The sequence below is a fragment of the Neptuniibacter sp. QD29_5 genome, assembly GCF_047778125.1.
Classification (GTDB): Bacteria; Pseudomonadota; Gammaproteobacteria; order Pseudomonadales; family Balneatricaceae; genus Neptuniibacter.
This window is the reverse complement of sequence record NZ_CP180556.1, coordinates 3,273,061-3,296,552: the sequence shown is the minus strand read 5'-3', so window position 1 is coordinate 3,296,552 and position 23,492 is coordinate 3,273,061. Positions and strand designations below refer to the sequence as shown.

At 45.1% G+C, this 23,492-nt stretch carries 23 protein-coding genes and 1 other RNA gene; 12 read left to right on the top strand and 12 right to left on the bottom strand.

What is annotated here, in order from left to right; all coding sequences use genetic code 11:
- Positions 1–41: 41 nt before the first annotated feature.
- Entirely contained in the window at positions 42–824 is a 783-nt protein-coding gene (locus ACMXYR_RS15815; RefSeq protein WP_415902299.1) for a phosphatase PAP2 family protein, read from the bottom strand.
- Positions 825–935: 111 nt separating this feature from the next.
- Between ACMXYR_RS15815 and hslO the strand changes: the two genes are divergently transcribed.
- The 3 genes from hslO (at position 936) to ACMXYR_RS15800 (ending at position 4,978) form a co-directional block, all read left to right on the top strand.
- A complete protein-coding gene (gene hslO, locus ACMXYR_RS15810; protein ID WP_415889577.1) occupies positions 936–1,805 on the top strand; it encodes an Hsp33 family molecular chaperone HslO in 870 nt (289 codons plus the stop codon).
- A gap of 209 nt (positions 1,806–2,014) precedes the next feature.
- Entirely contained in the window at positions 2,015–3,562 is a 1,548-nt protein-coding gene (locus tag ACMXYR_RS15805; protein WP_415882789.1) for a phosphoenolpyruvate carboxykinase, read from the top strand.
- Between the two features lie 315 nt (positions 3,563–3,877).
- Positions 3,878–4,978: a poly(3-hydroxybutyrate) depolymerase gene (locus ACMXYR_RS15800; protein WP_415902298.1), complete on the top strand. Its 1,101-nt coding sequence runs from the start codon at positions 3,878–3,880 to the stop codon at positions 4,976–4,978.
- Between the two features lie 25 nt (positions 4,979–5,003).
- Here ACMXYR_RS15800 and ppx read toward each other — a convergent pair whose 3' ends face one another.
- Complete coding sequence (ppx, locus tag ACMXYR_RS15795; RefSeq protein ID WP_415902297.1) at positions 5,004–6,518, bottom strand: exopolyphosphatase; 1,515 nt, start codon at positions 6,516–6,518, stop codon at positions 5,004–5,006.
- Positions 6,519–6,817: 299 nt separating this feature from the next.
- Here ppx and trxA point away from each other — a divergent pair, with 299 nt between their 5' ends.
- The 6 genes from trxA (at position 6,818) to ACMXYR_RS15765 (ending at position 13,493) form a co-directional block, all read left to right on the top strand.
- Positions 6,818–7,144 carry a thioredoxin TrxA gene (gene trxA, locus ACMXYR_RS15790; protein WP_415882785.1) on the top strand — a complete coding sequence of 109 codons (327 nt, stop codon included), beginning with the start codon at positions 6,818–6,820 and terminating at the stop codon, positions 7,142–7,144.
- Between the two features lie 229 nt (positions 7,145–7,373).
- Entirely contained in the window at positions 7,374–8,633 is a 1,260-nt protein-coding gene (gene rho / locus ACMXYR_RS15785; protein WP_007021413.1) for a transcription termination factor Rho, read from the top strand.
- Positions 8,634–8,696: 63 nt separating this feature from the next.
- Positions 8,697–10,175: a 4-hydroxy-3-polyprenylbenzoate decarboxylase gene (ubiD, locus tag ACMXYR_RS15780; protein ID WP_415902296.1), complete on the top strand. Its 1,479-nt coding sequence runs from the start codon at positions 8,697–8,699 to the stop codon at positions 10,173–10,175.
- Between the two features lie 3 nt (positions 10,176–10,178).
- Positions 10,179–11,225 carry a 2Fe-2S iron-sulfur cluster-binding protein gene (locus tag ACMXYR_RS15775; RefSeq protein WP_415902295.1) on the top strand — a complete coding sequence of 349 codons (1,047 nt, stop codon included), beginning with the start codon at positions 10,179–10,181 and terminating at the stop codon, positions 11,223–11,225.
- A gap of 262 nt (positions 11,226–11,487) precedes the next feature.
- Entirely contained in the window at positions 11,488–12,111 is a 624-nt protein-coding gene (locus ACMXYR_RS15770) for a hypothetical protein (protein WP_415902294.1), read from the top strand.
- 158 nt (positions 12,112–12,269) lie between these two features.
- A complete protein-coding gene (locus tag ACMXYR_RS15765) occupies positions 12,270–13,493 on the top strand; it encodes an EAL and HDOD domain-containing protein (protein ID WP_415902293.1) in 1,224 nt (407 codons plus the stop codon).
- 7 nt (positions 13,494–13,500) lie between these two features.
- Here the strand turns inward: ACMXYR_RS15765 and ACMXYR_RS15760 are convergent, their stop codons facing one another.
- From ACMXYR_RS15760 to hemC, 5 genes are all read right to left on the bottom strand, one after another.
- Positions 13,501–14,046 carry a cytochrome P460 family protein gene (locus ACMXYR_RS15760; RefSeq protein WP_415902292.1) on the bottom strand — a complete coding sequence of 182 codons (546 nt, stop codon included), beginning with the start codon at positions 14,044–14,046 and terminating at the stop codon, positions 13,501–13,503.
- Between the two features lie 200 nt (positions 14,047–14,246).
- Positions 14,247–15,500, bottom strand: a complete 1,254-nt coding sequence (locus tag ACMXYR_RS15755) for a heme biosynthesis HemY N-terminal domain-containing protein (RefSeq protein ID WP_415902291.1) — start codon at positions 15,498–15,500, stop codon at positions 14,247–14,249.
- Positions 15,500–16,771 carry a uroporphyrinogen-III C-methyltransferase gene (locus tag ACMXYR_RS15750; protein ID WP_415902290.1) on the bottom strand — a complete coding sequence of 424 codons (1,272 nt, stop codon included), beginning with the start codon at positions 16,769–16,771 and terminating at the stop codon, positions 15,500–15,502. The genes ACMXYR_RS15755 and ACMXYR_RS15750 overlap by 1 nt, the downstream gene beginning before the upstream one ends.
- Positions 16,768–17,544, bottom strand: coding sequence for a uroporphyrinogen-III synthase (locus tag ACMXYR_RS15745; RefSeq protein ID WP_415902289.1), 777 nt, complete (start codon positions 17,542–17,544; stop codon positions 16,768–16,770). The genes ACMXYR_RS15750 and ACMXYR_RS15745 overlap by 4 nt, the downstream gene beginning before the upstream one ends.
- A gap of 25 nt (positions 17,545–17,569) precedes the next feature.
- Positions 17,570–18,511 (bottom strand): hydroxymethylbilane synthase, encoded by a 942-nt coding sequence (hemC, locus tag ACMXYR_RS15740; protein WP_415902288.1) that lies wholly within the window; start codon positions 18,509–18,511, stop codon positions 17,570–17,572.
- A 167-nt stretch (positions 18,512–18,678) separates the two neighbouring features.
- On the opposite strand from hemC, the gene argH reads away from it, so the two are divergent.
- Positions 18,679–20,073, top strand: a complete 1,395-nt coding sequence (argH, locus tag ACMXYR_RS15735) for an argininosuccinate lyase (protein ID WP_415902287.1) — start codon at positions 18,679–18,681, stop codon at positions 20,071–20,073.
- 74 nt (positions 20,074–20,147) lie between these two features.
- Here argH and ACMXYR_RS15730 read toward each other — a convergent pair whose 3' ends face one another.
- Positions 20,148–20,666 (bottom strand): glycine cleavage system protein R, encoded by a 519-nt coding sequence (locus tag ACMXYR_RS15730; protein ID WP_415902286.1) that lies wholly within the window; start codon positions 20,664–20,666, stop codon positions 20,148–20,150.
- Between the two features lie 53 nt (positions 20,667–20,719).
- Between ACMXYR_RS15730 and ACMXYR_RS15725 the strand changes: the two genes are divergently transcribed.
- Both ACMXYR_RS15725 and ACMXYR_RS15720 read left to right on the top strand, forming a co-directional pair.
- Positions 20,720–21,643: an AEC family transporter gene (locus ACMXYR_RS15725; RefSeq protein ID WP_415902285.1), complete on the top strand. Its 924-nt coding sequence runs from the start codon at positions 20,720–20,722 to the stop codon at positions 21,641–21,643.
- Positions 21,644–21,823: 180 nt separating this feature from the next.
- The gene (locus tag ACMXYR_RS15720) at positions 21,824–21,949 is read left to right on the top strand and encodes a hypothetical protein (protein WP_415882773.1); all 126 of its coding nucleotides are present in this window, start codon (positions 21,824–21,826) and stop codon (positions 21,947–21,949) included.
- Between the two features lie 13 nt (positions 21,950–21,962).
- On the opposite strand, the gene ACMXYR_RS15715 is transcribed toward ACMXYR_RS15720, so the two are convergent.
- The 4 genes from ACMXYR_RS15715 to ACMXYR_RS15700 all read right to left on the bottom strand — a co-directional run bounded on the left by ACMXYR_RS15715 (position 21,963) and on the right by ACMXYR_RS15700 (position 23,390).
- The gene (locus ACMXYR_RS15715) at positions 21,963–22,550 is read right to left on the bottom strand and encodes a 5-formyltetrahydrofolate cyclo-ligase (protein ID WP_415902284.1); all 588 of its coding nucleotides are present in this window, start codon (positions 22,548–22,550) and stop codon (positions 21,963–21,965) included.
- A 9-nt stretch (positions 22,551–22,559) separates the two neighbouring features.
- A non-coding RNA gene (ssrS, locus tag ACMXYR_RS15710) (6S RNA) lies at positions 22,560–22,740 on the bottom strand.
- 126 nt (positions 22,741–22,866) lie between these two features.
- Positions 22,867–23,184, bottom strand: coding sequence for a cell division protein ZapA (locus ACMXYR_RS15705; RefSeq protein WP_415882771.1), 318 nt, complete (start codon positions 23,182–23,184; stop codon positions 22,867–22,869).
- Entirely contained in the window at positions 23,181–23,390 is a 210-nt protein-coding gene (locus tag ACMXYR_RS15700; protein WP_415882770.1) for a TIGR02449 family protein, read from the bottom strand. The genes ACMXYR_RS15705 and ACMXYR_RS15700 overlap by 4 nt, the downstream gene beginning before the upstream one ends.
- Between the last annotated feature and the right edge of the window lie 102 nt (positions 23,391–23,492).

Sequence of the window (23,492 nt, the reverse complement as noted above, 5' to 3'; positions counted from 1 at the left end):
TGCTCATGTGCATGCTGAACAATGCGGTTGGGTCAACACATTTACGATTTGAGGATCGGAAGTTGATTTAGCAAAGGGATCTTTGCGAATAATCGTATTAAGGGTTGCAGGAGCTTGTGAGCCTTGTTGGTGGCTATGTGCATAATTGGCGTACAGAAAGCCCAGCTCAGGGTAACCATTGCTGAGAAAGCCCCACCGACTAAATTGTCACTCGCCCAGTGGGCTCCACCCACAACGCGTGGAAGCATGAATAGAGTAGCTAGAAATAGAGCTGATAAAGATAGCCAACTACGCGCATTAAGCATCATAAAGCCTGCCCAAGTTAGAACGACTGTTGCATGATCCCCAGGGAAAGTAGATGTTGCACTGTCTTTGGCTGGAATGTCGGGAACAATCTGACTAAACCGATATGCTGGCTCCAGTAATAAGGTTGGACTCTTACCACTGAGCTCCGCAGCTTTGGTGAAGTTAGCCACTCCTTCTCTGACAAAGAACATCAAAACGAGTAGTAGAACAAACCCAATGATCGCTTGCTGCAGGCGGTCACGTTTTATACCGAACCCAGGGAAGGTCAGACTCACCAACATGATCGTCAGAGGGATGAGATCCATAATGCGGACATTCGCCCAGGCCCAAAAACGAGTCCAGCCATTATCTTCAGACAAGGTGCCATTAAGGATTAAAAATAGGTTTTGGTCGATGCTGCGCCAGAAAGCAAAGCCTGTTTCTGTCACGAAGAAGCCAAACCAAGTAAACGCAAATAGATGCCCAAGGAAAAGCGCTTTTAAATTCCAAGTCTGCCTGAAAACGGTGATATCGTTCATACTGCAAATACTGTCCCGAATTGTTAGACAGATATGATAAAATACCTGTATTGACTTGGGTACCTGTCTGGACCCTCTTATTTTCCACTTATAATTCGATAGAATCCTCTCATGAGTAATCCTGATCAGATTCAGCGTATCCTGTTCGATGAATTGGATATTCGCGGCGTTGTTTCCGGCGTACAGCAAACCTGTGCCGATTGTTTTGAAAACCATGACTATCCCGCTGTGATCCAGCAGGTGTTAGGTGAGATGTTAGCAGCGGTAAGCTTGCTTAGCTCGAACCTAAAATTTAAAGGTCGTCTTATTCTTCAAGCTCAAGGTCGAGGAAATGTTCGTGTGTTAATGGCGGAATGTAACCATGACCGCGATCTACGTGCGATTGCTCGTTACGAAGGTGAGCTAGATGAACAAGCTAACTTTGTGGATCTATTACCGCAAGGTCAGGTTGTCCTGACTATCGAACCGGAGCAAGGACAGCCTTATCAAGGTATTGTACCTCTAGACGGAGAAAACCTTGGCAAATGTTTAGAGAACTACTTCCTAAGTTCCGAGCAACTGCCAACCCAGATCCAGCTAGCTTCTGATGGTGAAAAAGCAGCAGGTATGATGCTGCAGGTATTGCCAGCGCAAGGTACAGGCGAAGAGGACTGGGATCGCGTCAGTCACTTAGCGTCCACGCTTAAAAGTGAAGAGTTATTAGAGTTAGATAACGAAACATTGTTGTACCGACTTTTCCACGAAGAACAATGCCGTCTATACGAACCGGATGAAGTTCGATTTAAATGTACCTGTTCTCGTCAACGCAGCGAAGCGTCTTTGAAACTTGTCGAAAAAGCAGAGCTTTTAGAAGTACTAGAAGAGCAGGGCAAAGTGGCTGTAAATTGTCAGTTCTGTAACGCCCAGTACGATTTTGACGCTGCAGATATCGAAGCCCTGTTTGCTGAAAACGGCGCTTCAGGCGGCTCACAAGTACATTAAGCGAACTTATATTAGATATTCTGGTGGTGAATTTGCAGTAAAATCAATCAAATAAGCCTGTTTTTGCGGCAGGTCAAATGCGAATTGATTTCAACAATGGCACAGCGTGCGATTTTTGTGCATAATACGCCTCCTTATAATTACGATACACCATAGCCTTACGCCTTATTAGGTAACGTTATTGGCGCCTATGCCAAGGGAACCCAGTAATGACCAAAGATTCTGTTAACATTGCACACCACAACTTAAGCCCAGCTAAGCTGGTTGAGAAAGCCATTGCCAACGGTGAAGGAACACTTGCTGACACTGGCGCATTGGTAGTGACAACAGGTAAACGTACCGGTCGTTCTCCGATGGACCGTTTCATCGTTGAAGAGCCAAGTACTGCTGATTCTATCGATTGGGGTAATATCAACCGCCCATTCGATTCAGACAAATTTGATGCGTTATGGACTCGCGTAGAAGAGTTCATCGCAGATAAAGAACACTTCGTGTCAAACGTACACGTTGGTTCTGATCCAAACCATTATCTTGCTGTAAATATGACTACTCAGACTGCATGGCAGAACCTGTTTGGTCAGAACCTTTTCATTCGTCCTGCGGAATACAACCCGAAGTCGAAAGAAGAGTGGCAGATCCTAAACGTTGCTGGTTTCGAATGTGATCCAGAGCGTGACGGCACAAACAGCGATGGTTGCGTAATCATCAACTTCGCTAAGCGTAAAGTTTTGCTAGCAGGCATGCGCTACGCTGGTGAAATGAAGAAAGCGATGTTCTCTGTACAGAACTTCCTGTTACCAGAGAAAGACGTATTGCCAATGCACTGTTCTGCAAATGTTGGTGATGACAACAGCACAACCCTATTCTTCGGTCTATCTGGCACAGGTAAAACAACTCTGTCTGCTGATCCTTCTCGTTACCTTATCGGTGATGATGAGCACGGTTGGGGCAAAGGCGTTGTATTTAACCTGGAAGGTGGTTGCTACGCTAAAACTATCAACCTAAGCCAGAAGAACGAACCAATTATCTGGGACGCTATCCGCTTTGGTGCGATCGTAGAGAACGTTGCTCTAAACGATGCACGTACAGCTGATTACGATGACACATCTCTAACTGAGAACGGTCGTTGCGCATACCCACTACAGCACGTTGAAAAACGTACTGTATCTAACATGGGTGAAGAGCCAGATTCTATCGTATTCCTAACATGTGACCTGACTGGCGTATTGCCACCAGTATCTATCCTGACTAAAGAAGCGGCTGCGTACCACTTCCTGTCTGGTTACACTGCGCTTGTAGGTTCTACAGAAATGGGTTCAGGTGGTGGCATCAAGTCTACTTTCTCTACTTGTTTCGGTGCTCCTTTCTTCCCACGTCCAGCGCATGTTTACGCTGAGCTACTAATGAAGCGTATCGAAGAGTTCGGTTCTAAGGTTTACCTAGTAAACACTGGTTGGACTGGCGGTTCTTACGGTACTGGCGAGCGTTTCAGCATCCCAACTACTCGTGGCATCATCTCTGCAATTCAGAATGGTTCCCTAAACGGTGTTGAGACTGAGAAGCTAGAAGGTCTAAACCTAGAAGTACCAGTTTCGGTTGAAGGTGTAGACTCTACACTGCTTAACCCACGTAACACTTGGGCTGACAAGTCTGGTTACGATGCAACTGCAAACGACTTGATCGGTCAGTTCGTAGAGAACTTCAAGAAGTTCGACGGCGTATCTGAAGAGATCATTGCAGCGGGCCCTAAACTGTAAGCGGGTAGCCTAGTATTTGAAAAAGCCTCGTATTTATACGAGGTTTTTTTTTGCCTTTTTTTGTTAAAAGTATATTTGTATTATCAGTATGAACAGGGAATCAGGGAATGATATGGATGAAGCGCTTGGATTAGAGGAAGGTGCTCCTCGGCCTAATCGCTAGGAAGTGCTGTACTTAATGTTCTCTAGGTAATGAGTTCAACGCATGATAGCGCTACTACGATAAAGTTTTGGGCTACAAGTCAGAGAGTAAAGGGGCAATTTACTGAATAACAGAAGCTACTTACTAATGTTGTTTTGCGCTTGGGAGAGAAAGTGTTTCATTTATTACTGATTTTTAGCTGTTGGATGCTATCCAGCCTTGCTCAAGCTATTGATGGCGAAGATAGCCGGGCGACATTTGTGCTTCCTGCGTTAAATGCTCTATCTGATCAAACATCTATATCAGGCTTGTCCTCAGGTGGCTTTATGGCAGCCCAGTATCATATTGCTTATTCTGAGAATCTAGTGGGCGCTGGGATAATTGCCGGAGGGCCGTGGAATTGTGTAGCGAGTATTCCCGGTAATGATTTGACGCCTAAGCTAGTGAACGCCACCACAACCTGTATGGATCCCTGTAAATACAGCTGGTTTGGTTGTCCTAAATCTCTATATCCCAATAGCCGTTATTTGTCTGAACTCGCTAAGACTGAAGCGGAGCGTGGCAGTATAGCTAGGTTAGAGAATCTTTTTGACGACAAAGTTTATATTTTCTCAGGTCTTAAAGATAGAACGGTGAAGCAGGTCGTGGTCGATCAGACCGTGTCTTTCTATGAGTACTTAGAACTTGATGGAAGTGCTATTCGATATGACAACAGTGTTGCCGCAGGTCACGGATTTATTACCGATGATCTGGAAAATAACCAATGTGGCCTGACAGAGAAACCATGGATTAACAATTGTGGTTTCTCTCAAGCGCGGCGCTTGTTAGAGCATATCTATGGGGAGTTAGAGGTAGATGTTAAAGAGCTGTCAGGTGAGCTGATTAAGTTTGATCAAACGCCATTCATTTCAGGCGAATACAGTAGTCTAGATGACATAGGTTATGCCTATATTCCTGAGAGTTGCCGTAGTGAATCTTGCAGGGTGCACGTGGCTCTTCATGGTTGCCGTCAAGGTCACGAATTTTTGGGAAATCGATTCGTATCGGGCACGGGTTATAACGAAACGGCAGATGCTAATCAGTTGATCGTCCTTTACCCACAAGTGAAACCATCCTCAATCATGCCTTTAAACCCACGTGGTTGTTGGGATTTTTGGGGGTATAGCAGTAATAGCTTACCGCCATATCATTACTATAAAAGAAGTGCGCCGCAGATGAAGGCGATTAATCAAATGGTTAATCGTTTAACCTCAAAACCTACTAATGAGCTTTAGCGGTGCAAGTTTGAGAGTTAGATAGTTAGCTGAATTTGAGTTTCATATCAGCGCTTTCTAGGTAGCTCGCTTCTTGCTCAAGCCCTGCTTCGGTCAATGGATGATGAGATAGCCACTCCTCAGGGAAGTTCATAAGCAGTGTTTTGCCATCAACGCTAAAAGTGATTGCAGGTAGGCGATTTGAAGAGCGGCTGCGATGGAGTACGACTGCTAGTCTTAGTAATACGCAGAGTCGACGATAGGGTTCTTGCAAGCGCTTAGGTAGTGCTTTGAATTCGTCTTTAGGAAATTTGCGTCGATGACCACGAACGAGAGTCGCGAGTTGTTGCTGCTCGCGTGTCGTAAAGCCGGGCAAATCTGAATGGTTGAGCAGGTAGGCACTATGCTTGTGGAACTGGCTGTGCGCGATCGTCAGGCCTATCTCGTGAGTACGAGCTGCCCAGCAAAGCATATCGTAGTCTTTCGGCGATAGCTGCCAGCTTTCCTTTAGTTGCGCCCAGGCAAGAAGAGCAGTTTGTTCGACACGTTCAGCTTGTTCTTGGTCAACATGATAGCGCTGCATAAGAGCGGTGATACTGCGATCACGTACATCTTCATGCTTTAAACGACCAGCCATATCATAGAGGACGCCTTCGCGCAGTGCGCCCTCGGATAAGCTCAATTTCTCAAGATTTAGGGCTTCGAATATCCCGCATAAAATGGCAACACCAGCAGTGAGGACGGTTTTGCGTTCAGGCTTGATACCGTTAATGTCGATATCGTCACTGTGTTTGAAGGTCAGCAGAAGATCTCTAAGTTGCTGTAACCCTTCCCAAGTAATGGACTCTTGGCTATAGCCATAATCCTGACAAATATTGCGAACGGCTTTGATCGTGCCTGACGCACCTACAGCACTGTTCCAGCCTATATGGCGATATTCACGTACGATTGATTGCAGTTCTTGGCGAGCGGCTGTGCGAGCGCGTTTAAAGTTGGAAGCAGAGATGACTCCCTCTTTAAAATAGCGTTTGGTATAGCTGACGCAGCCCATATGAAGGCTTTCCATCGTGCGTGGTTCAAAGCGCTCACCAATGATAAATTCGGTACTGCCACCGCCAATATCAATTACGAGGCGCGCACCTTGGTCATCTGCAAGAGTATGCGACACTCCTAAATAGATAAGGCGTGCTTCCTCGCGACCGGCGATGATCTCAAGCGGCGTTTCTAGGATAGCTTCAGCTTCTTCGATGAATTCACGGCTGTTTTTGGCTTCACGTAGAGCGTTGGTACCAACGACTCTAACGGAATCTCTAGGGAGGTCTTTTACGCGTTGGGCAAAACGGCTGAGGCATTCAAGCCCACGTTGTTTTGCTTCATCTGTTAGGTAGCGTTTGTCATTGATGCCAGCGGCCAGCTGAACTTTATCGGACATAAGATCAATCGGGCGTATCTCGCCCTGATCAAGCTGCGCGACGACCATGTGGAAACTGTTAGACCCTAAATCAATGGCTGCTAAGCGTTGATCATTTTGTTTATCTGAAACAGTTGAAGGTTCTGTCATGCGTTGTTGTCCTATGACCCGATAGTAAGGCTGAGCTAGATTACCAAAAGTCCTACGGTACTGCAGGTGCTTTTCATATTTTGTGTTAAGGCTTTTAATTTATAAGAATAGTCTACTGAAAATATGGCCTTGTAGCCCCGTGAAATGGGATTCTATAGTGTTTGGGGTTTAAGCTTATAGCTAAATAATTGACCTCTATGCTAGGAAATATCTATGGGGGGCGTTACACAATTGGTGGTGAGAATGGTATCATCGGCGGTCTTATTGAAAAATAATGGGCGCAGCGGAGAAAAGTTCCCATGAGTGAAAACATTGTAAATGTTACAGATGCTTCCTTTGAGGAAGATGTTCTCAAAGCTGAAGGTGCAGTATTAGTTGATTACTGGGCTGAGTGGTGTGGTCCTTGTAAAATGATCGCTCCTGTTCTGGAAGAGATCGCTAAAGAATACGGTGACCAGTTGAAAATTTGTAAACTGAACATCGATGAAAACAGCGAAACTCCACCAAAATTTGGTATTCGCGGTATCCCTACATTGATGCTTTTCAAAGGCGGTAATGTAGAAGCTACTAAGGTTGGCGCACTATCTAAATCGCAGCTTTCTGCGTTTATTGAAGCTAATCTTTAATAGATTGATGCCTAGAAAGTGTAATGAGGCTCAAAACATTACACTTTCTTACCTTTGCACTATAGACAGACCCTTACCTACCTTCTATAGTGTTGCTTGGTTGGTCCTCCCGCTAAAATCTTTTTCCTTCTTTGTATTTTATACGAGAGCATTTTGACCAACGTTCGACTATCTTCTTAAATTCCATCCACATATTAAAAATTAGCTTCGTGCTACTTTTCTTCAAACTATGAATCTTACCGAACTAAAAACAAAAAGCGTTCCCGAGTTACTTGAAATTGCCAAAGGCATGGGAATGGATAATCTGGCTCGTTCCCGTAAACAGGATGTTATTTTCGCTATTCTTAAGCGTCATGCGAAAGGCGGTGAAGACATCTACGGTAATGGTGTCCTAGAAATTCTGCAGGATGGTTTTGGTTTCCTGCGTTCCGCTGACTCCTCATACCTAGCTGGCCCGGATGATATTTACGTATCTCCAAGTCAGATTCGTCGTTTTAACCTACGTACAGGTGACACGATTGCGGGTAAGATTCGTCCACCTAAAGATGGTGAGCGTTACTTCGCATTATTGAAAGTTAATGAAATTAACTACGATAAGCCTGATAACGCGAAGAATAAGATTCTTTTCGAAAACCTGACGCCTCTATTTGCGCAGGATCGTTTGCGGATGGAAATTGGTAACGGCAGTACAGAAGATCTGACTGCACGTGTTATCGATCTGGTTTGTCCAATGGGTAAAGGTCAGCGTGCTTTGGTTGTATCACCGCCTAAAGCCGGTAAGACCTTGATGCTACAGAACATCGCTAACAGCATCACCCGTAACAACCCAGAAACTCACCTGATTGTATTGCTAATCGATGAGCGCCCTGAGGAAGTAACAGAGATGCAGCGTACCGTTCGCGGTGAAGTGGTTGCATCTACCTTCGATGAGCCGCCATCACGTCACGTTCAAGTGGCTGAGATGGTTATCGAGAAAGCTAAGCGTCTAACTGAGCACAAGAAAGACGTGGTTATCCTTCTGGATTCCATTACGCGTTTGGCTCGTGCCTACAACACAGTTATCCCGTCTTCCGGTAAAGTACTAACCGGTGGTGTTGATGCGCATGCTCTAGAGCGTCCTAAGCGCTTCTTTGGTGCTGCTCGTAACATCGAAGAGGGTGGTAGCTTAACAATCATCGCAACAGCGTTGGTTGATACAGGTTCTAAGATGGACGAAGTTATCTTTGAGGAATTCAAAGGTACGGGTAACTCTGAAGTTCACTTGGATCGTAAAGTTGCTGAAAAACGTGTATTCCCAGCAATCAACATCCGTCGTTCTGGTACGCGTCGTGAAGATCTTCTTACATCTGAAGAAGAGCTACAGCGTATGTGGATCCTGCGTAAGCTTCTAGATCCAATGGAAGATACTGCAGCGACAGAGTTTGTAATCGACAAACTGAAAGACTTTAAAACAAACGACGAATTCTTCCTTTCTATGAAACGGAAGTAAACCGGTTTGCGTATTAAAGGGTGAGCATCTGCTTGCCCTTTTTTATATCTACTAGGTCTGATTATGGCGACACCCAAATATAAAGATCTGCGTGACTTTATCCACATGCTGGAAGAGCGTGGGGAGTTAAAGCGTATTAAGCAAGAGATTGATCCTAATCTGGAGATGACCGAGATTAGTGATCGTACTCTCAAAGCAGGCGGTCCAGCTCTGCTGTTTGAAAACCCTAAAGGCTCCTCTTATCCAGTGTTAGCTAACTTGTTTGGTACGCCTGAACGTGTAGCGATGGGTATGGGAGAGGAGTCTGTCGAAGCGCTCAGAGATGTAGGTAAACTCTTATCTCAATTAAAAGAGCCTGAACCACCTAAAGGTATGAAGGACGCTTGGGAAAAGCTGCCTATCTTTAAGCAAGTGCTCAATATGGGCCCGAAGTTGGTTAAGTCAGCGCCGTGCCAGAAACATGTGATTGAAGGGGATGATGTTGATCTAAATACCCTTCCTATCCAAACTTGCTGGCCGGGGGATGCGGCACCATTGGTTACTTGGCCTTTGGTGATTACACGCGGTCCTAATAAAGAACGACAGAATTTGGGTATCTACCGTCAGCAATTAATCGGTAAAAATAAACTGATTATGCGTTGGTTAGCACACCGTGGTGGTGCACTTGATTTTCGCGAGTGGAAACAGGAATATCCGGGTGAAAAATTTCCGGTTGCCGTTGCTTTAGGCGCTGATCCTGCAACGATTTTGGGTGCAGTGACACCGGTTCCTGATACCTTGTCTGAGTATGCTTTTGCGGGCTTGCTGCGTGGTGGCAAAACTGAAGTTACTGAGTGTATTGGTAATGATCTGCATGTACCTGCTAGCGCTGAGTTCATCTTAGAGGGTTATATTGATCCGGACGAAATGGCGGATGAAGGCCCATTTGGCGACCATACAGGTTACTACAACGAGGTTGATAGCTTCCCTGTATTTACGGTCGAGCGAATTACCCATCGCAGTAATCCGATTTATCACAGCACCTATACTGGACGTCCACCTGATGAGCCAGCGATCTTAGGTGTGGCGCTGAACGAGGTGTTCGTACCTATTCTGCAGAAGCAGTTCCCTGAAATCGTAGATTTTTATCTGCCGCCTGAAGGCTGCTCTTATCGTATGGCGGTAGTGACGATTAAGAAGCAGTATCCGGGTCATGCTAAACGTGTGATGTTGGGCGTTTGGTCGTTCCTTAGACAGTTTATGTATACCAAATTCGTTATCGTTTGCGATGATGATGTGAATGCCCGCGATTGGAATGATGTTATCTGGGCGATCACTACGCGGATGGACCCTCAGCGGGATACCGTGATGATCGATAATACACCGATCGATTATCTTGACTTTGCTTCGCCTGTGTCTGGTCTAGGCTCTAAAATGGGTATGGATGCGACCAATAAATGGGAAGGCGAAACAACTCGTGAGTGGGGTGAGCCTATAGTTATGGATCCCGAAGTTCAGAGTAAAGTGGATGATATCTGGGATGAATTGGGTATTTTAAAGTGATCTATGCCTAAGCATATTCTGATCGAAAATAATGGGGATAAAATTCCTTCCGGATCAGATGAAACCCTGCTGGAAAGTTTGCATCGAGCAGGGTATAAAATGCGCGTCAGCTGTCGCAATGGTGTTTGTGAAATTTGCGAAGTAATGCTGCTTGAAGGCGAAATTAAACAACGCTATCCAGAACTGCATCTCTCTGTTGATAGTGTTCAAACTACTCGTAGTGCACCAAGTGTACTAGCATGTACATGTAAACCCTTAAGTGATGTAAGGGTCAGGATTGAAGGGTTAAAAAGCCCTGGAGAGTTATCTGTGAAAAAGCTCCTTTGTGACATTAAGGCATTTGAAAAGCTAAACCATGATGTGTACCGCATCCGCCTGCAAATGCCTGCTACGGCTTCTCTATCTGCCGAATTTTTTGCTGGTCAGTATTTAGATATCTTTTTGCCAGACGGTAAACAGGCTTCATTTTCTATTGCTTCTGCGCCAGATACGGGTCGTGATATCGAGTTACATATCCGTCATATGCCTGAGAGTGAAATGTCTAATGCGATTATTGGGCATTTAAAAAGCGAAAAAACGGTAGAGATTGAACTGCCTAAAGGTGATTGCTACCTACAAGCTCATAAACTAAAACCTGATACGCGTTTGATTTTGGCTGCGGCGAGCACGGGCTTTGCGCAAGTGAAGAGCGTGGTAGAGCATCTATTAGCTAACCAATTTGGTAACCCAATCTATATCTATTGGGGTGCTTGTGTAGAAGAAGACATGTATTTGGAAAAGTTACCAATGCAATGGGCTGCAGAACATCCAAATGTTCACTTTGAGCCGATTGTAAGCGAACCTGGAAATAGCCCTGGTTGGACAGGTCGTACAGGTCTTCTACCGGATGCTGTTCTAGAAGATTTTGCTGATTTCGAAAATGTAGAAATCTTCGCAAGTGGCTCTCCAGGAATGGTGTATGCGTTGCTAGATGCGTGTGAACCACGTGGCTTTGAAGAAGCGAATATGCACTCTGATGTATTTGCTTATGCGCCAAGACCTAAAAGCTAAAAATCTCTTTATCAAAAAAGGAGCCAATGGCTCCTTTTTTATTGCTTAACCGCTCATGAAATTGTGTTTTACACTAGGTAGATGTAACAAAGCCTTCTTATAAATGCTTTTCTGATCATTTTTTATTAGAATCCACGGTTCGCGCTTACCCTAATTGCCAGGATTTGAGCCTTTATCTGAACTGATTTCGATAAGCGTCGAGCCAGAATTGCGCTAGTTAGACGTTTTACCTGTTTTTATCAACTTACTTGGATGTATTCAGATGCAATCATTCGCTGCCTTAATGATTCGTTCCCTTGTTTATCTGCTATTTATGGCAGGTGTAGCAAATATCTTTGCAATGGAAGGTTATGCCCTATTGGTAGAGAGTAAGTACGATGAAGGTTCGGCGACAGAATTGATGCATGATACGTTTGCTTTCGTTACCTGTATGTTGTTCTTGATCGGTGCTTATTACAGTGACGCGTTGCGCCCAGCTGCAGTGGTTGTTGCGACGCTGAGTGGCATGATGCTGATTCGTGAGTTTGATGCCTTTTTAGATGAGAATATGTTTGATGGCGCATGGCAGACGCTGGTTTGCATCTTAATTGCGACATCGACTTTATACTTGATTAGACAACAACACCCGGTTAAACCTTCCTTAATTGAGTTTTCGAAACTGTCCAGTGCAGGTATCTATCTGAGTGGTATCTTGGTTGTATTGGTCTTTTCGCGTCTGTTTGGTAGGGGTTCCTTCTGGGAAGCGGTGATGGGTGATGGCTATGTTAGGGTCGTAAAGAATATCGTAGAAGAGGGGACTGAACTGATGGGTTATTCAATATTGGTTATAGCTGCAGTTGAGTTTCTGTGGCAGATTGTTAGCCAACGAAAAGCGAGAAATGAGTAACTCGTATCGATGATCAATAGGTTTTACCGAGTCTAATAGATTAAAGAAGAGGAGCAGATAGCTCCTCTTTTTTGCTTGAATGCTTAGGGCTGGCAATAACTCCATTAGCGGGATAAGCTTTATAAAATCCATAACTACCTCAGGGACTTTTGAGTTCTATGGAAGGGCAAAGCTCTGAAGTATTGATGGTTCGGCAGCCTATCTTTGATCGAAACCTCAAGATCATCTCTTACCAGCTGCGCTATCAATATTCTGAATACATTGAAGACTCGTTATTTGACCCTGAAACGGAAGGGTCGATGCTTGTTATGCATACCTTCACCAGCCTTTTCCAAGATGGGCATATTCATAAAGTACCTGTCTTCTTGCCTTTTCCTAGTTCGATGCTGCAGGAGGGGAGTTCCCTCGCGCTGCCTAGAAAAGAAATCGTGATTGAAGTCCATCCAGATATCACCGTGACTGAAGAGGTGATCTCTCATCTTAAAATGCTGTCTAAACAAGGATATCGGATAGCATTGGATGGTTTTTCAATGCAGCCTCATTTAATTCCCCTGATTAAACTAGTCAACATCATCAAAATTGATTTTAGCCTGATGCATCGGGCTAAAATCAAAAAGTTAGTAGCGACGCTTAATAAGGCAAAGAAAACTGCTTTAGCGCAAAATGTTGATGACTTTGAAACCCTGCAGTTTTGTAAAAAGGTTGGATTCAAGCTTTTTCAGGGAGGTTTTATTAGTCGTCCAGTTAAGGTGCTGGGGAAAGATGTTCCGGGAAATAGTGCAGCCTTAATGCAGCTCTTGCAGCAGTTACAGCGTCCAGACATTACACCTTCAGAGATTGAAGATCTGATAGTCATGGATCCTAAGCTAAGCTTTAAGATTCTCAAAGTGGTTAATTCAGCTGCTTACCAACAGAGTAGATCTATTGACTCCATGCAACAGGCAGTGGTGATTTTAGGGCACGATCAAATTCGGAAGTGGGCTACTTTGATCACCTTGGCGAGCAATCCCGATAAGCCTGAAGAGCTAGCAAGAAATCTACTAGTGCGCGGTCGTATGTGTGAGCTGCTGGCCGAAACGTCAGAAGCTTTGCAGCAAGACAGCGCCTTTATGGTGGGAATGATCTCGCAGTTAGACATTTTAATCGATGTCGAGATGGAAGAGATTCTTCGGCAAATTCCTTTGGATGAAAAAATTAAGTTTGCAATCTCTGATTATGAAGGCGAGTTAGGTGAATTATTAGAAGTAGTAATCGCATTTGAAAACGCAGATTGGGATCAGGTACAGGCATCTGCATTCGGTAAAGAATTCTTTGAGGTAGCCTACCGCCACAGTTTGCATTGGGCAGAGCAAGCCATGGCGGCGTTGGTTGATGGAGAGTGAATCGCTATTATGGTTTGTAGCGATCATGATTGAAAATAAAATCATTGCCTTCGGCTGAAGCATGACAGGCGATGCACCCTGTAGGCATTCCTTTGGCTACTCGGCCTGCTAATTTAGCCCCCTTGGGATTAGTAAGGATTTTTCCATTAGCGGCATATTTAACATAGAACCAGTTATGGTTGTTAGGGTCATACATTTCATCTCGTTTAAACATAATCGTGACGGCCTTGAGATATTTTTGTGGATTATTAATTACATCGTCTATGGAAAGTCCGTCACCCCCATAGTTGCGCTTTACTACTAAATCTCCTTTCGTGCCTTTAAAAGTAACTGGAACTTCAAGTAATTCTAAAATCATTCCGTGTGGGGGTGCCCCTTGGTAAGGTCGGGTAATGATTGGGTCGACTCCTACCAAATGTTTTCGTTCCATAAAAGACCATAAATCCTTAGCGTAGTTTACGGATTCTGTATCTCCAAATGGCATAGTTTCAGCGCTAGCAGGGAATGAAAGTATGAGGGTTGTGGATATGGCGGAAATAAGAGGGAACTTCATAATGATGCTCCTTGTGCACATAAAAGGGTTTAAAAAATGTGCACTTTTTAGGTGTGATTGCCCCAATATTTCATCTTAATAGGGGCTTCTAGTATCAATAGTGACACAAGATCTGGAATGAAAGTTCAATAATTCGTTTTGATGGATACATTAAAAAAGGATGCTTAAAAGCATCCTTTTTATAGGTACACAGCAGAGTATTAAGCGCTAGCTTTTTGCTCTGCTGGCATTGGTAACTCAGGTAAACCTGATGCTACGACGTTTAGGTTTTGTTGTAGTAAAGCTTGAGCTTTTTTATCTTCGCCTAGGTGGCGTAGTAAACGTGTTAGCTCGCCTAATGTTTCTGATTTAGCATCTAGCTCAAGACTTTGTTCAAAGTATTTAACTGCCTGGCCCCAGTGCTCATTGCGTAATGATAGACGACCTAGAGTTAATAGTAGTTCAGGACTTTCAGCGTGAGCTTTCTGCCAACTACGTGCACTATCAAGCTGCTTCTTAGCATTCTCGCCATTGATGCGGCCGTATAAGGTAACAAGCTTCTCGTCCCAATTTTTCTTAATCAGGCTGCGAAGATTTTGTTCTGCACGACCTTCTGCACCAAGAGATACCAGTAGTTCGGTGTAACGCTGAACAATTTCACCATTCTTTGTTTGCTCTGTCGGCAGATCAGACCAAGCATCGCTCAAAGCTTTCAGGCGATCATCTTCGCTAGTCTCTACAGGCAGTTTGCTTACACTGTCTTCAAGGATGTGAGTGCAACATTCTGCGCTCAGTTCATATAGCTCTTCCGTTTTTAGCGCTTGGTGTTTACGCAGTGCAGGAATCAGTTGAGAAAGCGCTTTCCAGTCATTCAGGCGAAGGTAAACATCTTTCAGCAGCTTCATCACATATGTGTTTTTAGGCGCTAGCGTGCGTAGACGTAGCAGCGTAGCAAGGCAGGGCTCTAGCTGGCCCCGAGAAAGTTGAATTTCAGCTTGAGAGATGGCAACAGTCACTTCAGCTTCAGGCGTTGTGTTGCGTGCCTTTTGTAGAAGTTCGTCAGCTGCAGCTTCATTGTTTTGCTCATGTGCAGCTTTTGCTGCAGCTAGGTAGTTTACTAGCGGTAGATCAGAGCGTTCAGCAGCTTGTGCTAGCTGTTTTTGTGCTTGAGCCCAGTTGCCTTCAGATAGAGAAGTTAGACCTTTCAGTGTCTTACGGCGGCTGATTAGCTGGTTTCTGTTATCTTTCCAAGCTTTTAGCTTAGTGGTTGGCAACTGAGTATGAGTGACTAAGTTTAATAGCCAGTGACCAATGACAAAACCTACGGCCAAAACGATGAGAAGAACCCATAGGCTGGTTTCGATCGTTGTTTGGTTATAAGCGATCAAGACATAGCCTGAATCTTTGATCATCATCTCACCGACGAATGCACCGCCAGCAAGAATGATCAGCAGAAGTAGGACAAGTTTTTTCATTATGAAGCCCCTTGTTCCTTAAGTTTTGTCATATGAGCAAGGTAGTTCTTCAGGCTGCGTAGAGAACCAGAAATATCTGGCATCTCAGCCGTTACTTTAACGCTCTTCAGCTCAGAAATACCGCGCAGCAAGCTTTGTGTCGTACCGTCGCTTTGCTCGAAGTAAGTAGAAACCCAATCGTGCGCTTTGTTTAGGCTGGCATCATAAGATGATTGCTTACGCTGCAGTAGAGCAAGCTGAGCTTGTTCTAGCATAAGGTGAAGATTTTGCTGTAGGTAGTAAGTTTGCTGTGGTGATAGCAATGGTTCAATTGGCTCGTCACGGTGCTGGATAACCACAAGCTTGTTAAGTTTGTCGGTTGCTTTACTCCATGATTCTTCTAAACCAGCCGTCCAAGACTCTTCGACTACTTCAGGCGTAACTTCTTCCAATAGATCTGGTAGCTTGTGCTGTTTAGAAATTGGGATTAAACGTAGGTTTTGTACCTGATTGTTCAATGCGCCAAGCTGCAGGAATACGCCTTCTGTATCCAATACCGGTACTGCTTCTAATGCTGCGATATCAGCAGCTAAAGCCTTACGTACATCGTAAATGGAAACGTCGTCAGTTTCTTTTAGGATCTTGTCTGCAGATTTCAGCAGTTTCAGTGCGCCTGCAGACGTTTGTTCCATTAGTACGCGCTGATTAGCGAGACGTAATAGATATTCAACTTCAGCCAGCAGCCAATCTTTGCGATTGGTTTTCTGATTAGCTGTCACCTGTTGGATGCTTTTCGTTAGGCGTGCTTGTAGCTCATCAATGTTGTTTTTGTCAGCTTGGCTTTGAGATTTTAGTTGGCCCAACGTTTGGTTCATGTCAGCTAATGCTTGATCGACAGAGCCTCGAGCATCGCTTAGAGAGGAGCTAACCTGAGCTTCAATCGCAGCGTTATTCTGAGCAACGCTATTGCTCTGTTGCAGAGATAGCCAGTACAGGTAACCAGCAGCACCTAGAGCGATAATTGAGATAGGCAGTGCTAGTTTGCCAGGCCATGTTGCAGACTTCTTCTCTTTCTCTGCTTTTGGTGCAGTAGCAGATTGTTCTGATGCAGCGACATTGTCTGCTTCAGCCGTTGTTTCTTCTGCTTCTTTTTTAGTCTCTTTTGCAGCGGCTTCTTCCTGTTCAGCGACTGCTTCTGTAGTTTCTTCAACCACTTCTTCAACAACCTCAGTTGCAGGTACATCTTGAGTGGTTTTCTTGTCTTCCTGCGATTGTTTCTTTTTGTTGCTCATCTGTCGATTTCCGCAAAAGTCAGTGACTGCTTCAGGGAGTCGATCATTGCTTGATCGTCTGGCCCCGATGCCGTGGTTACTCTGTTGAATCCAGCTGCTTGGGCAGCTTTTTTAATACGTTCACTGGGCACAACAAGATGACAGCGTAATAGTAAATCAGTGCTGAATTTCCCAACAGGGCGCTGTATCAAGTCCAGTAAATTGTCGAGTCCTGCGCCGCTGCTGATAAATATGGCATCTAATGGCCGATTAAAAAGGGCATCGGCAATATCAGCGTCGGAATATGCAGGACATTCACGGCGGTAGAGTTCAGCATAGCTAACCTCAGCTCCCCGTGCACGAAGTTCAGTGGCTAATTTTTCCCGTCCACCCTGGCCTCGCATAATTAAAATCTTGTCGCCAGTTATTTGTTGCAGCGCAGGTGATGCTAATAGCGCTTCTGAATCGTACCCTAGAGGGCTGTGATAGGCATCTATACCATAGTTGTTCAATAGTGCCGCACTCTGCTTTCCGATCGCTAGCCATTGAACGCCCAGTGGCAGTTGCGGCCAGTATAAGTCGATCCACTCATAACCAAGCTCTACCGCATTTGGGCTGATAAAAATGACATGCTGAAATAGATCGAGATCTAAAATATGTTGTTTCAGCGGATGAAAATTCTCATCAGTTTCAGAGATAGGTTGGATTTTGAGTAGTGGAAAGGGGATTGGTTCCGCGCCAAGGGCGCGGAGTTGTTCGGTAAGCTTTTGGGCCTGATGCTCGGGGCGTGTCACCAGTACCCTGAGGTTGGTTAAAGAGTTAGGCATCTGCTTTGTTATATACAGCGTCCAAAATCTCTTTAGCACCTGCAGCTAACAGGCGATCAGCCAGTTCCACACCAATGGCTTCGGCATCAACTGGAGCACCGCGTTGTTCGTCGCGTAGAATCAAAGTGCCGTCTGGTTTTGCCACTAGGCCACGTAGGTATAGTTCAGAGTTGTCATCGTTCAGTGTCGCGTAGCAGGCGATTGGTACCTGACAACCGCCTTCAAGGCGCTTGTTCATAGCGCGCTCTGCCGTTACACGCCAAGCCGTTTCGGTGTCGTGCAGTGGCTTAAGAAGTTCATGCAGTTCAGCATCATCTGTACGGCATTCAATGCCTACGGCGCCTTGGCCACCTGCCGGTAGGCTGAAATCTACAGAAATATCTGAACGAATACGCTCAGGCATCTCTAGACGAATCAGACCTGCAGAGGCAAGGATGATTGCATCGTATTCGCCTTCATCTAACTTACGTAGACGTGTATTGACGTTACCGCGAAGCCATTTGATTTCTAGGTCAGGGCGTTTTTCGCGAATTTGCGCTTCACGACGTAGAGAAGAGGTGCCGACTACAGCGCCTTGAGGTAGTTCATCAATGCTGTTGTATGTATTAGAGACAAAAGCATCGGTTGGCTGCTCGCGTGGGCAGATCACAGCTAAACCTAAGCCTTCTGGAAACTCCATTGGAACATCCTTCATGGAGTGAACCGCGATATCAGCTTCACCGGCTAGCATTGCTTCTTCTAGCTCTTTTACAAACAGGCCTTTACCACCCACTTTGGCTAGCGGTGCATCAAGGATCTTATCGCCTTTAGATACCATGCCGAGTAATTCGACTTTAATGTCTGCGTGATGGCGTTCTAGCTCGGCTTTTACATATTCTGCCTGCCATAGGGCCAATGGGCTTTTACGGGTAGCAATGCGGATGGTTCTGCTCATAAAAGTAGTCTCAAATACGGCATATTTAATATTTGTTGTCGATTGTAGCAGATTGCAGGGCGCGATATAGACACCTCAAGCGAAAGGGCGTGATATAATGTCGCGCAAATTTTGTGATATCGGCTAAAAATAGCTGATTAAGTCTCCGAGTAATTTGAGGTTTTCCCATGAGTGATAAAACTAACCAGCAGTGGGGCGGTCGTTTTAATGAGCCAACGGATGCTTTCGTTGCGCGTTTTACGGCTTCCGTTGAATTTGATCAGCGTATGTATCTGCAGGATATTCGCGGTTCTATTGCTCATGCGAAGATGCTGACCAAAGCAGGCGTTCTTACCGAAGAAGAGCGTGACGATATTATCCGTGGTCTAGGCGAAATTCGTGTCGAGATCGAGCGCGGTGAATTTGAATGGTCAATTGAGCTAGAAGATGTACACATGAACATCGAAGCTGCTTTGACTAAGAAAATTGGTATCACGGGTAAGAAATTACACACAGGTCGCTCTCGTAATGACCAAGTTGCGACCGATATTCGTTTGTACCTACGTGATGAGATTGATTTGATCTTGGCTGAAATTACGCGTCTACAGCAGGGCCTATTAGGTATTGCTGAGCGAGAAGCGGAGACGATCATGCCAGGTTTTACTCACCTTCAAACAGCTCAGCCTGTGACCTTTGGTCATCACCTGCTTGCGTGGTTCGAGATGCTTACACGTGACTTCGGCCGTTTCGAAGATTGCCGTGAGCGCGCCAACATCATGCCATTAGGTGCTGCAGCACTTGCGGGTACGACTTACCCAATTCAGCGTGACCTAACTTGTGAGCTACTTGAGTTTCATGCTCCGGCTGAGAACTCTTTGGACGCGGTATCTGATCGTGACTTCGCGATCGAGTTCTGTTCCGCGTCTAGTATCTTGTTGATGCACCTAACGCGTATGTCCGAAGAGCTGGTTCTGTGGACATCTGCTCAGTTTGATTTCATCAACCTGCCAGATCGCTTCTGCACAGGTTCTTCAATCATGCCGCAGAAAAAGAACCCAGATGTACCTGAGCTAGTACGTGGTAAGTCAGGTCGTGTTTACGGTCACTTGATGAGCTTGCTAACCTTGATGAAGTCTCAGCCACTGGCATACAACAAAGATAACCAAGAAGATAAAGAGCCGCTGTTTGATGCAATCGATACAGTGAAAGGTTGCCTTCGTGCATTTGCTGACATGGTTCCTGCGCTTGAGTCTAAGAAAGAGAGTATGCGTGAAGCAGCGCTTCGTGGTTTCTCTACAGCGACTGACTTAGCAGATTACCTAGTGCGTAAAGGTATGCCTTTCCGTGATGCTCACGAAGTTGTCGGTAAATCTGTAGCCTACGGCATCGAACAGAATAAGGACCTGGGCGAAATGACACTGGAAGAACTTGTTCAGTTCTCCGATACGATCGAGCAGGATGTATTTGAAGTGCTAACGCTTGAGGGCTCTGTTGCAGCACGTGATCACATTGGCGGTACAGCACCAAACCAAGTGCGTGCAGCTGTGAAGCGTGGTCAGGCTAAATTGGATGCGCGCGGTTAATAGCTCATCTTAGAAATAAAAAACGCGCTGCCTTGAGAAAGGTAAGCGCGTTTTTTGTTTGTCTGCGGCATGGCTTATTTATCTAAGCTGATATCAACCATTAGATCGCTGGCAATATTTTCTAGGTCCTGTTGCAGCTCATCTAAGTCTAGGTCGCTGGATGCGAGTAGCTCAGCTTCTGCTTTAAACAGCAGTTCCGCCGACATCGAACCAGACACGAGTTCTGTGTTTAGGCGTTCAACGTTTACGTGGCGTTTAGCTAGTGCGCTAGAAATATCACGCACGATGCCAGGTTTGTCATGGCCAACCAACTCAAGTTTAAAGTGCTGAGATGCGCCAGTGACTTCTGGTGCTGAAGACTGTTCAACTGCTACCTTCAAGCCCTGAGCGTCTAGCGCTGTTAGCGCTGCAGTTAATGAGGCTGCTTTATCTTCAGGAACTTCGGTGATTAGAATGCCGGCAAACTTTCCAGCTAATCTGGACATACCGGATTCTAGCCAGTTGCCGCCATTTTCAGTAATGGTTTGCGCTAGCATTTCGACCAGACCTGGTTTATCAGGACCGATGACGGTTAAGACAAGAGATGTCATCATTGTAGGCTCCACTCTGTACATCATTATTAACTTTATAAGATCACTATAACACTATGATCGAAATTATCAGTGCTCTATGGCCGGTATTTGCACTTATTTTATTAGGCTATGCGGCGAGAAAGAGCGGATTTCTAACCGATGACTTTTGGGGGCAGGCGGAAAAGGCGACCTACTTTGTACTGTTTCCTATTTTGTTGGTGTCCCGTTTAGCCAGTACCGATATGACTGCTGTTCCTCTGGATCAGGTAGGGTTGGCTATTGTGTTGCTGGTTTTGGGTGGTAGTTTGTTGGTCTTTTTGGCGAAACCGTTCTTGAGGGTCGATGCTGCCGGGATCACCTCCATTTATCAGGGTGGGGTTCGCTTTAATGTCTATGTGGGCTTGGCTGCATCGGCAACCTTGTTTGGTCCTCAAGGGGTTGTGGTTGGTGCAGTCGTAATGGCGCTAATGATTCCTTTGCTGAATTTCTGCTGTGTGCTGGTCTTTTCCTACTTTACCCGTAGCACTCAAGATTTTAAAAGTGTGTTGTTAGCGTTGTTAACGAACCCACTTATTGTCGGTAGCTTGTGTGGCTTATTGTTAAATCAGACAGGGGTAGGTTTCCCGAATATGCTGATGCCGATTGCTGAATTCCTAGGTCGTATGGCTCTGCCTTTAGGGCTGTTATCTGTCGGAGCAGGGCTCAGTTTTAAGGTCCTAATGAAAAGTGGCCAGGCGCTCTGTGTGACCTCATTGATCAAACTGTTATTAATGCCATTATTGGCCTTTCTTATCTGTGTTGTATTGGGGCTGCCAAATGCTGAAATTATCTGGTTGTACGCGGCCTTACCAACAGCTGCATCCTCTTATATCCTGGCGCGTCAGCTTGGTGGGGATGTGCAAATGATGGCTGCTATTATCACCGGACAGACCCTTTTCTCGATGTTAACCATACCTTTTATGATGATTTTTCTTAATTTTCTGCAAAAAAGTTTATAAATCAGTAGGTAATTGGCTCTTTTTACAATTCTGGATTAAAATAATTATGTAACTGGCCGATAATTTTATTGCCCCATGATTTATAAGGGGTTGCAAAAAGCTGTAATTATGAAAAACTACGGCCGGGCATTAAGTAAACGAGCGTTTGTTTAATGTGTGGTAAACCTTATAGGCAGAATAATGAAAAAAGGTCCTGATCTGGTTCTAATCTTGGTAGTCGTGTTTGTACTAGGGTCTGTAATGACCGGCGTATCGCATGCAGATTTCCAGTTTGCTTCTCTGTTTGAGCAAGTCTTTAACAGCTAAGCTTTCAATTGCGTTATAGATAGCTTCTGCTATCAGTAACAATCGATGTTAGAGGGATATCCCAGCTCTCTACAGGTAACTCTTCTACTCTCTGAATTTCATGTGCCAGCCCGATAAGGCTTGGTCCTTTCATGCTTTTCTTCAGATTTTTAAAGCCGAATGTGCGGTCATAGTATCCTCCGCCCATACCCATGCGGTTGCCTTTAGCATCGAAGGCGACCAAAGGTAACAAAACTAAATCTATTGCCCAGGCGGCTCTGCGTTTGTTCGGCTGTAGTTTGGGCTCTCGGATACCGTAGATATTCTTAATCATCGGTGTTTGGTTTGTATACGGCGTAAACCATAGGCGATTATGAAGAATAGGGTGCAATACCGGTAGGTAGACTTCCTTGCCTAATTTCCAGCAGTAGTGAATCAACGGTTCAGGGTTTATCTCACCATCATTAGGTAGGTAGATGGCGATGCTTTTAGCGCGTCTGAAATCTGAGCGGGTGCGTATATTCTTCAGCAAGCCTTGTGCCGCTTGTTCCTGTTGTAGAGGAGTTAAAGAACGTCTGAGTTGACGAATACGCTGGCGGAGTCGTTTGCGTTGTTGAGTCATTGTGAAATGAAGATCCCCAAGGTGCCGGTGTCGGATATGGCCCTGAACCCGAAGGTTCAAGGAGGTGGTTACTGAGTATCATTAGGCTTTCCGGTAAATCGGACATGCACACCAGAAACTACGAGCAACCCCCAAAAGTGTGATTATCGGCTCGAGGGACGTAACCAACGGTCGAACACCCCAGGGCATGTTTTTATTATACCCTTTATGATGCCGGTGTCAGGACTTGTAATAAAAATATTTTCTGCTAGGTGGTGTTGTAACTGGCTGTTTAATATACACTTTTTTAAAGTTGAAAAGTTTTCAAGGGCAGTGGTTAACTGTCCGAATCAGCAGTTTGTGTTTCGTTGATTAATGCTTGATCAATTTTGTTGCCAAGGTGACGTAGGCGTTCTTCAATATTGCTGGTGTTTGCTTGCTTGGATTGCAATAACTCATGAGCCAAGTTGAGTGCTGCCATCACTGCTATCCGCTCAAGTCCTAATACTTTGCCTGTTTTTCGGATCTCTAACATTTTCTCATTAAGAAAATCTGCGGAAGCCAATAATTCAGCTTCTGCGTCAGCCGGACAGTTAAAATTAAACTCTTTGTCTAGCAGAGTAATAGTGACAGGTTGGGATTCTGGCTGGCTCATTTGTTTTGCTCCAACGCTTTAAGTCGCATGATCATCGCTTGAATTTTAGATTGCGTTTGTTCGTTGAGCTGTACTAATTGAGCACGCTCCTCTTTAAGCTGTTGTTCACGGGCACGCAGCTGAATATTTTCCTGATTTAGTTGTTCGCAGCGTTCCAGAAGTTGATCGATTTTCTGTTCCAGCGCGTTAAAGTAATGCTCAGTCATGCAGAAAGAATGCCCCTAAAGCTAAATTATTCTCAGCAGGACTATAATCAGCCCCTGTCTGTGGGTCAATGACGCTGCACAGGAAGTGTTGAAATGCTAGGA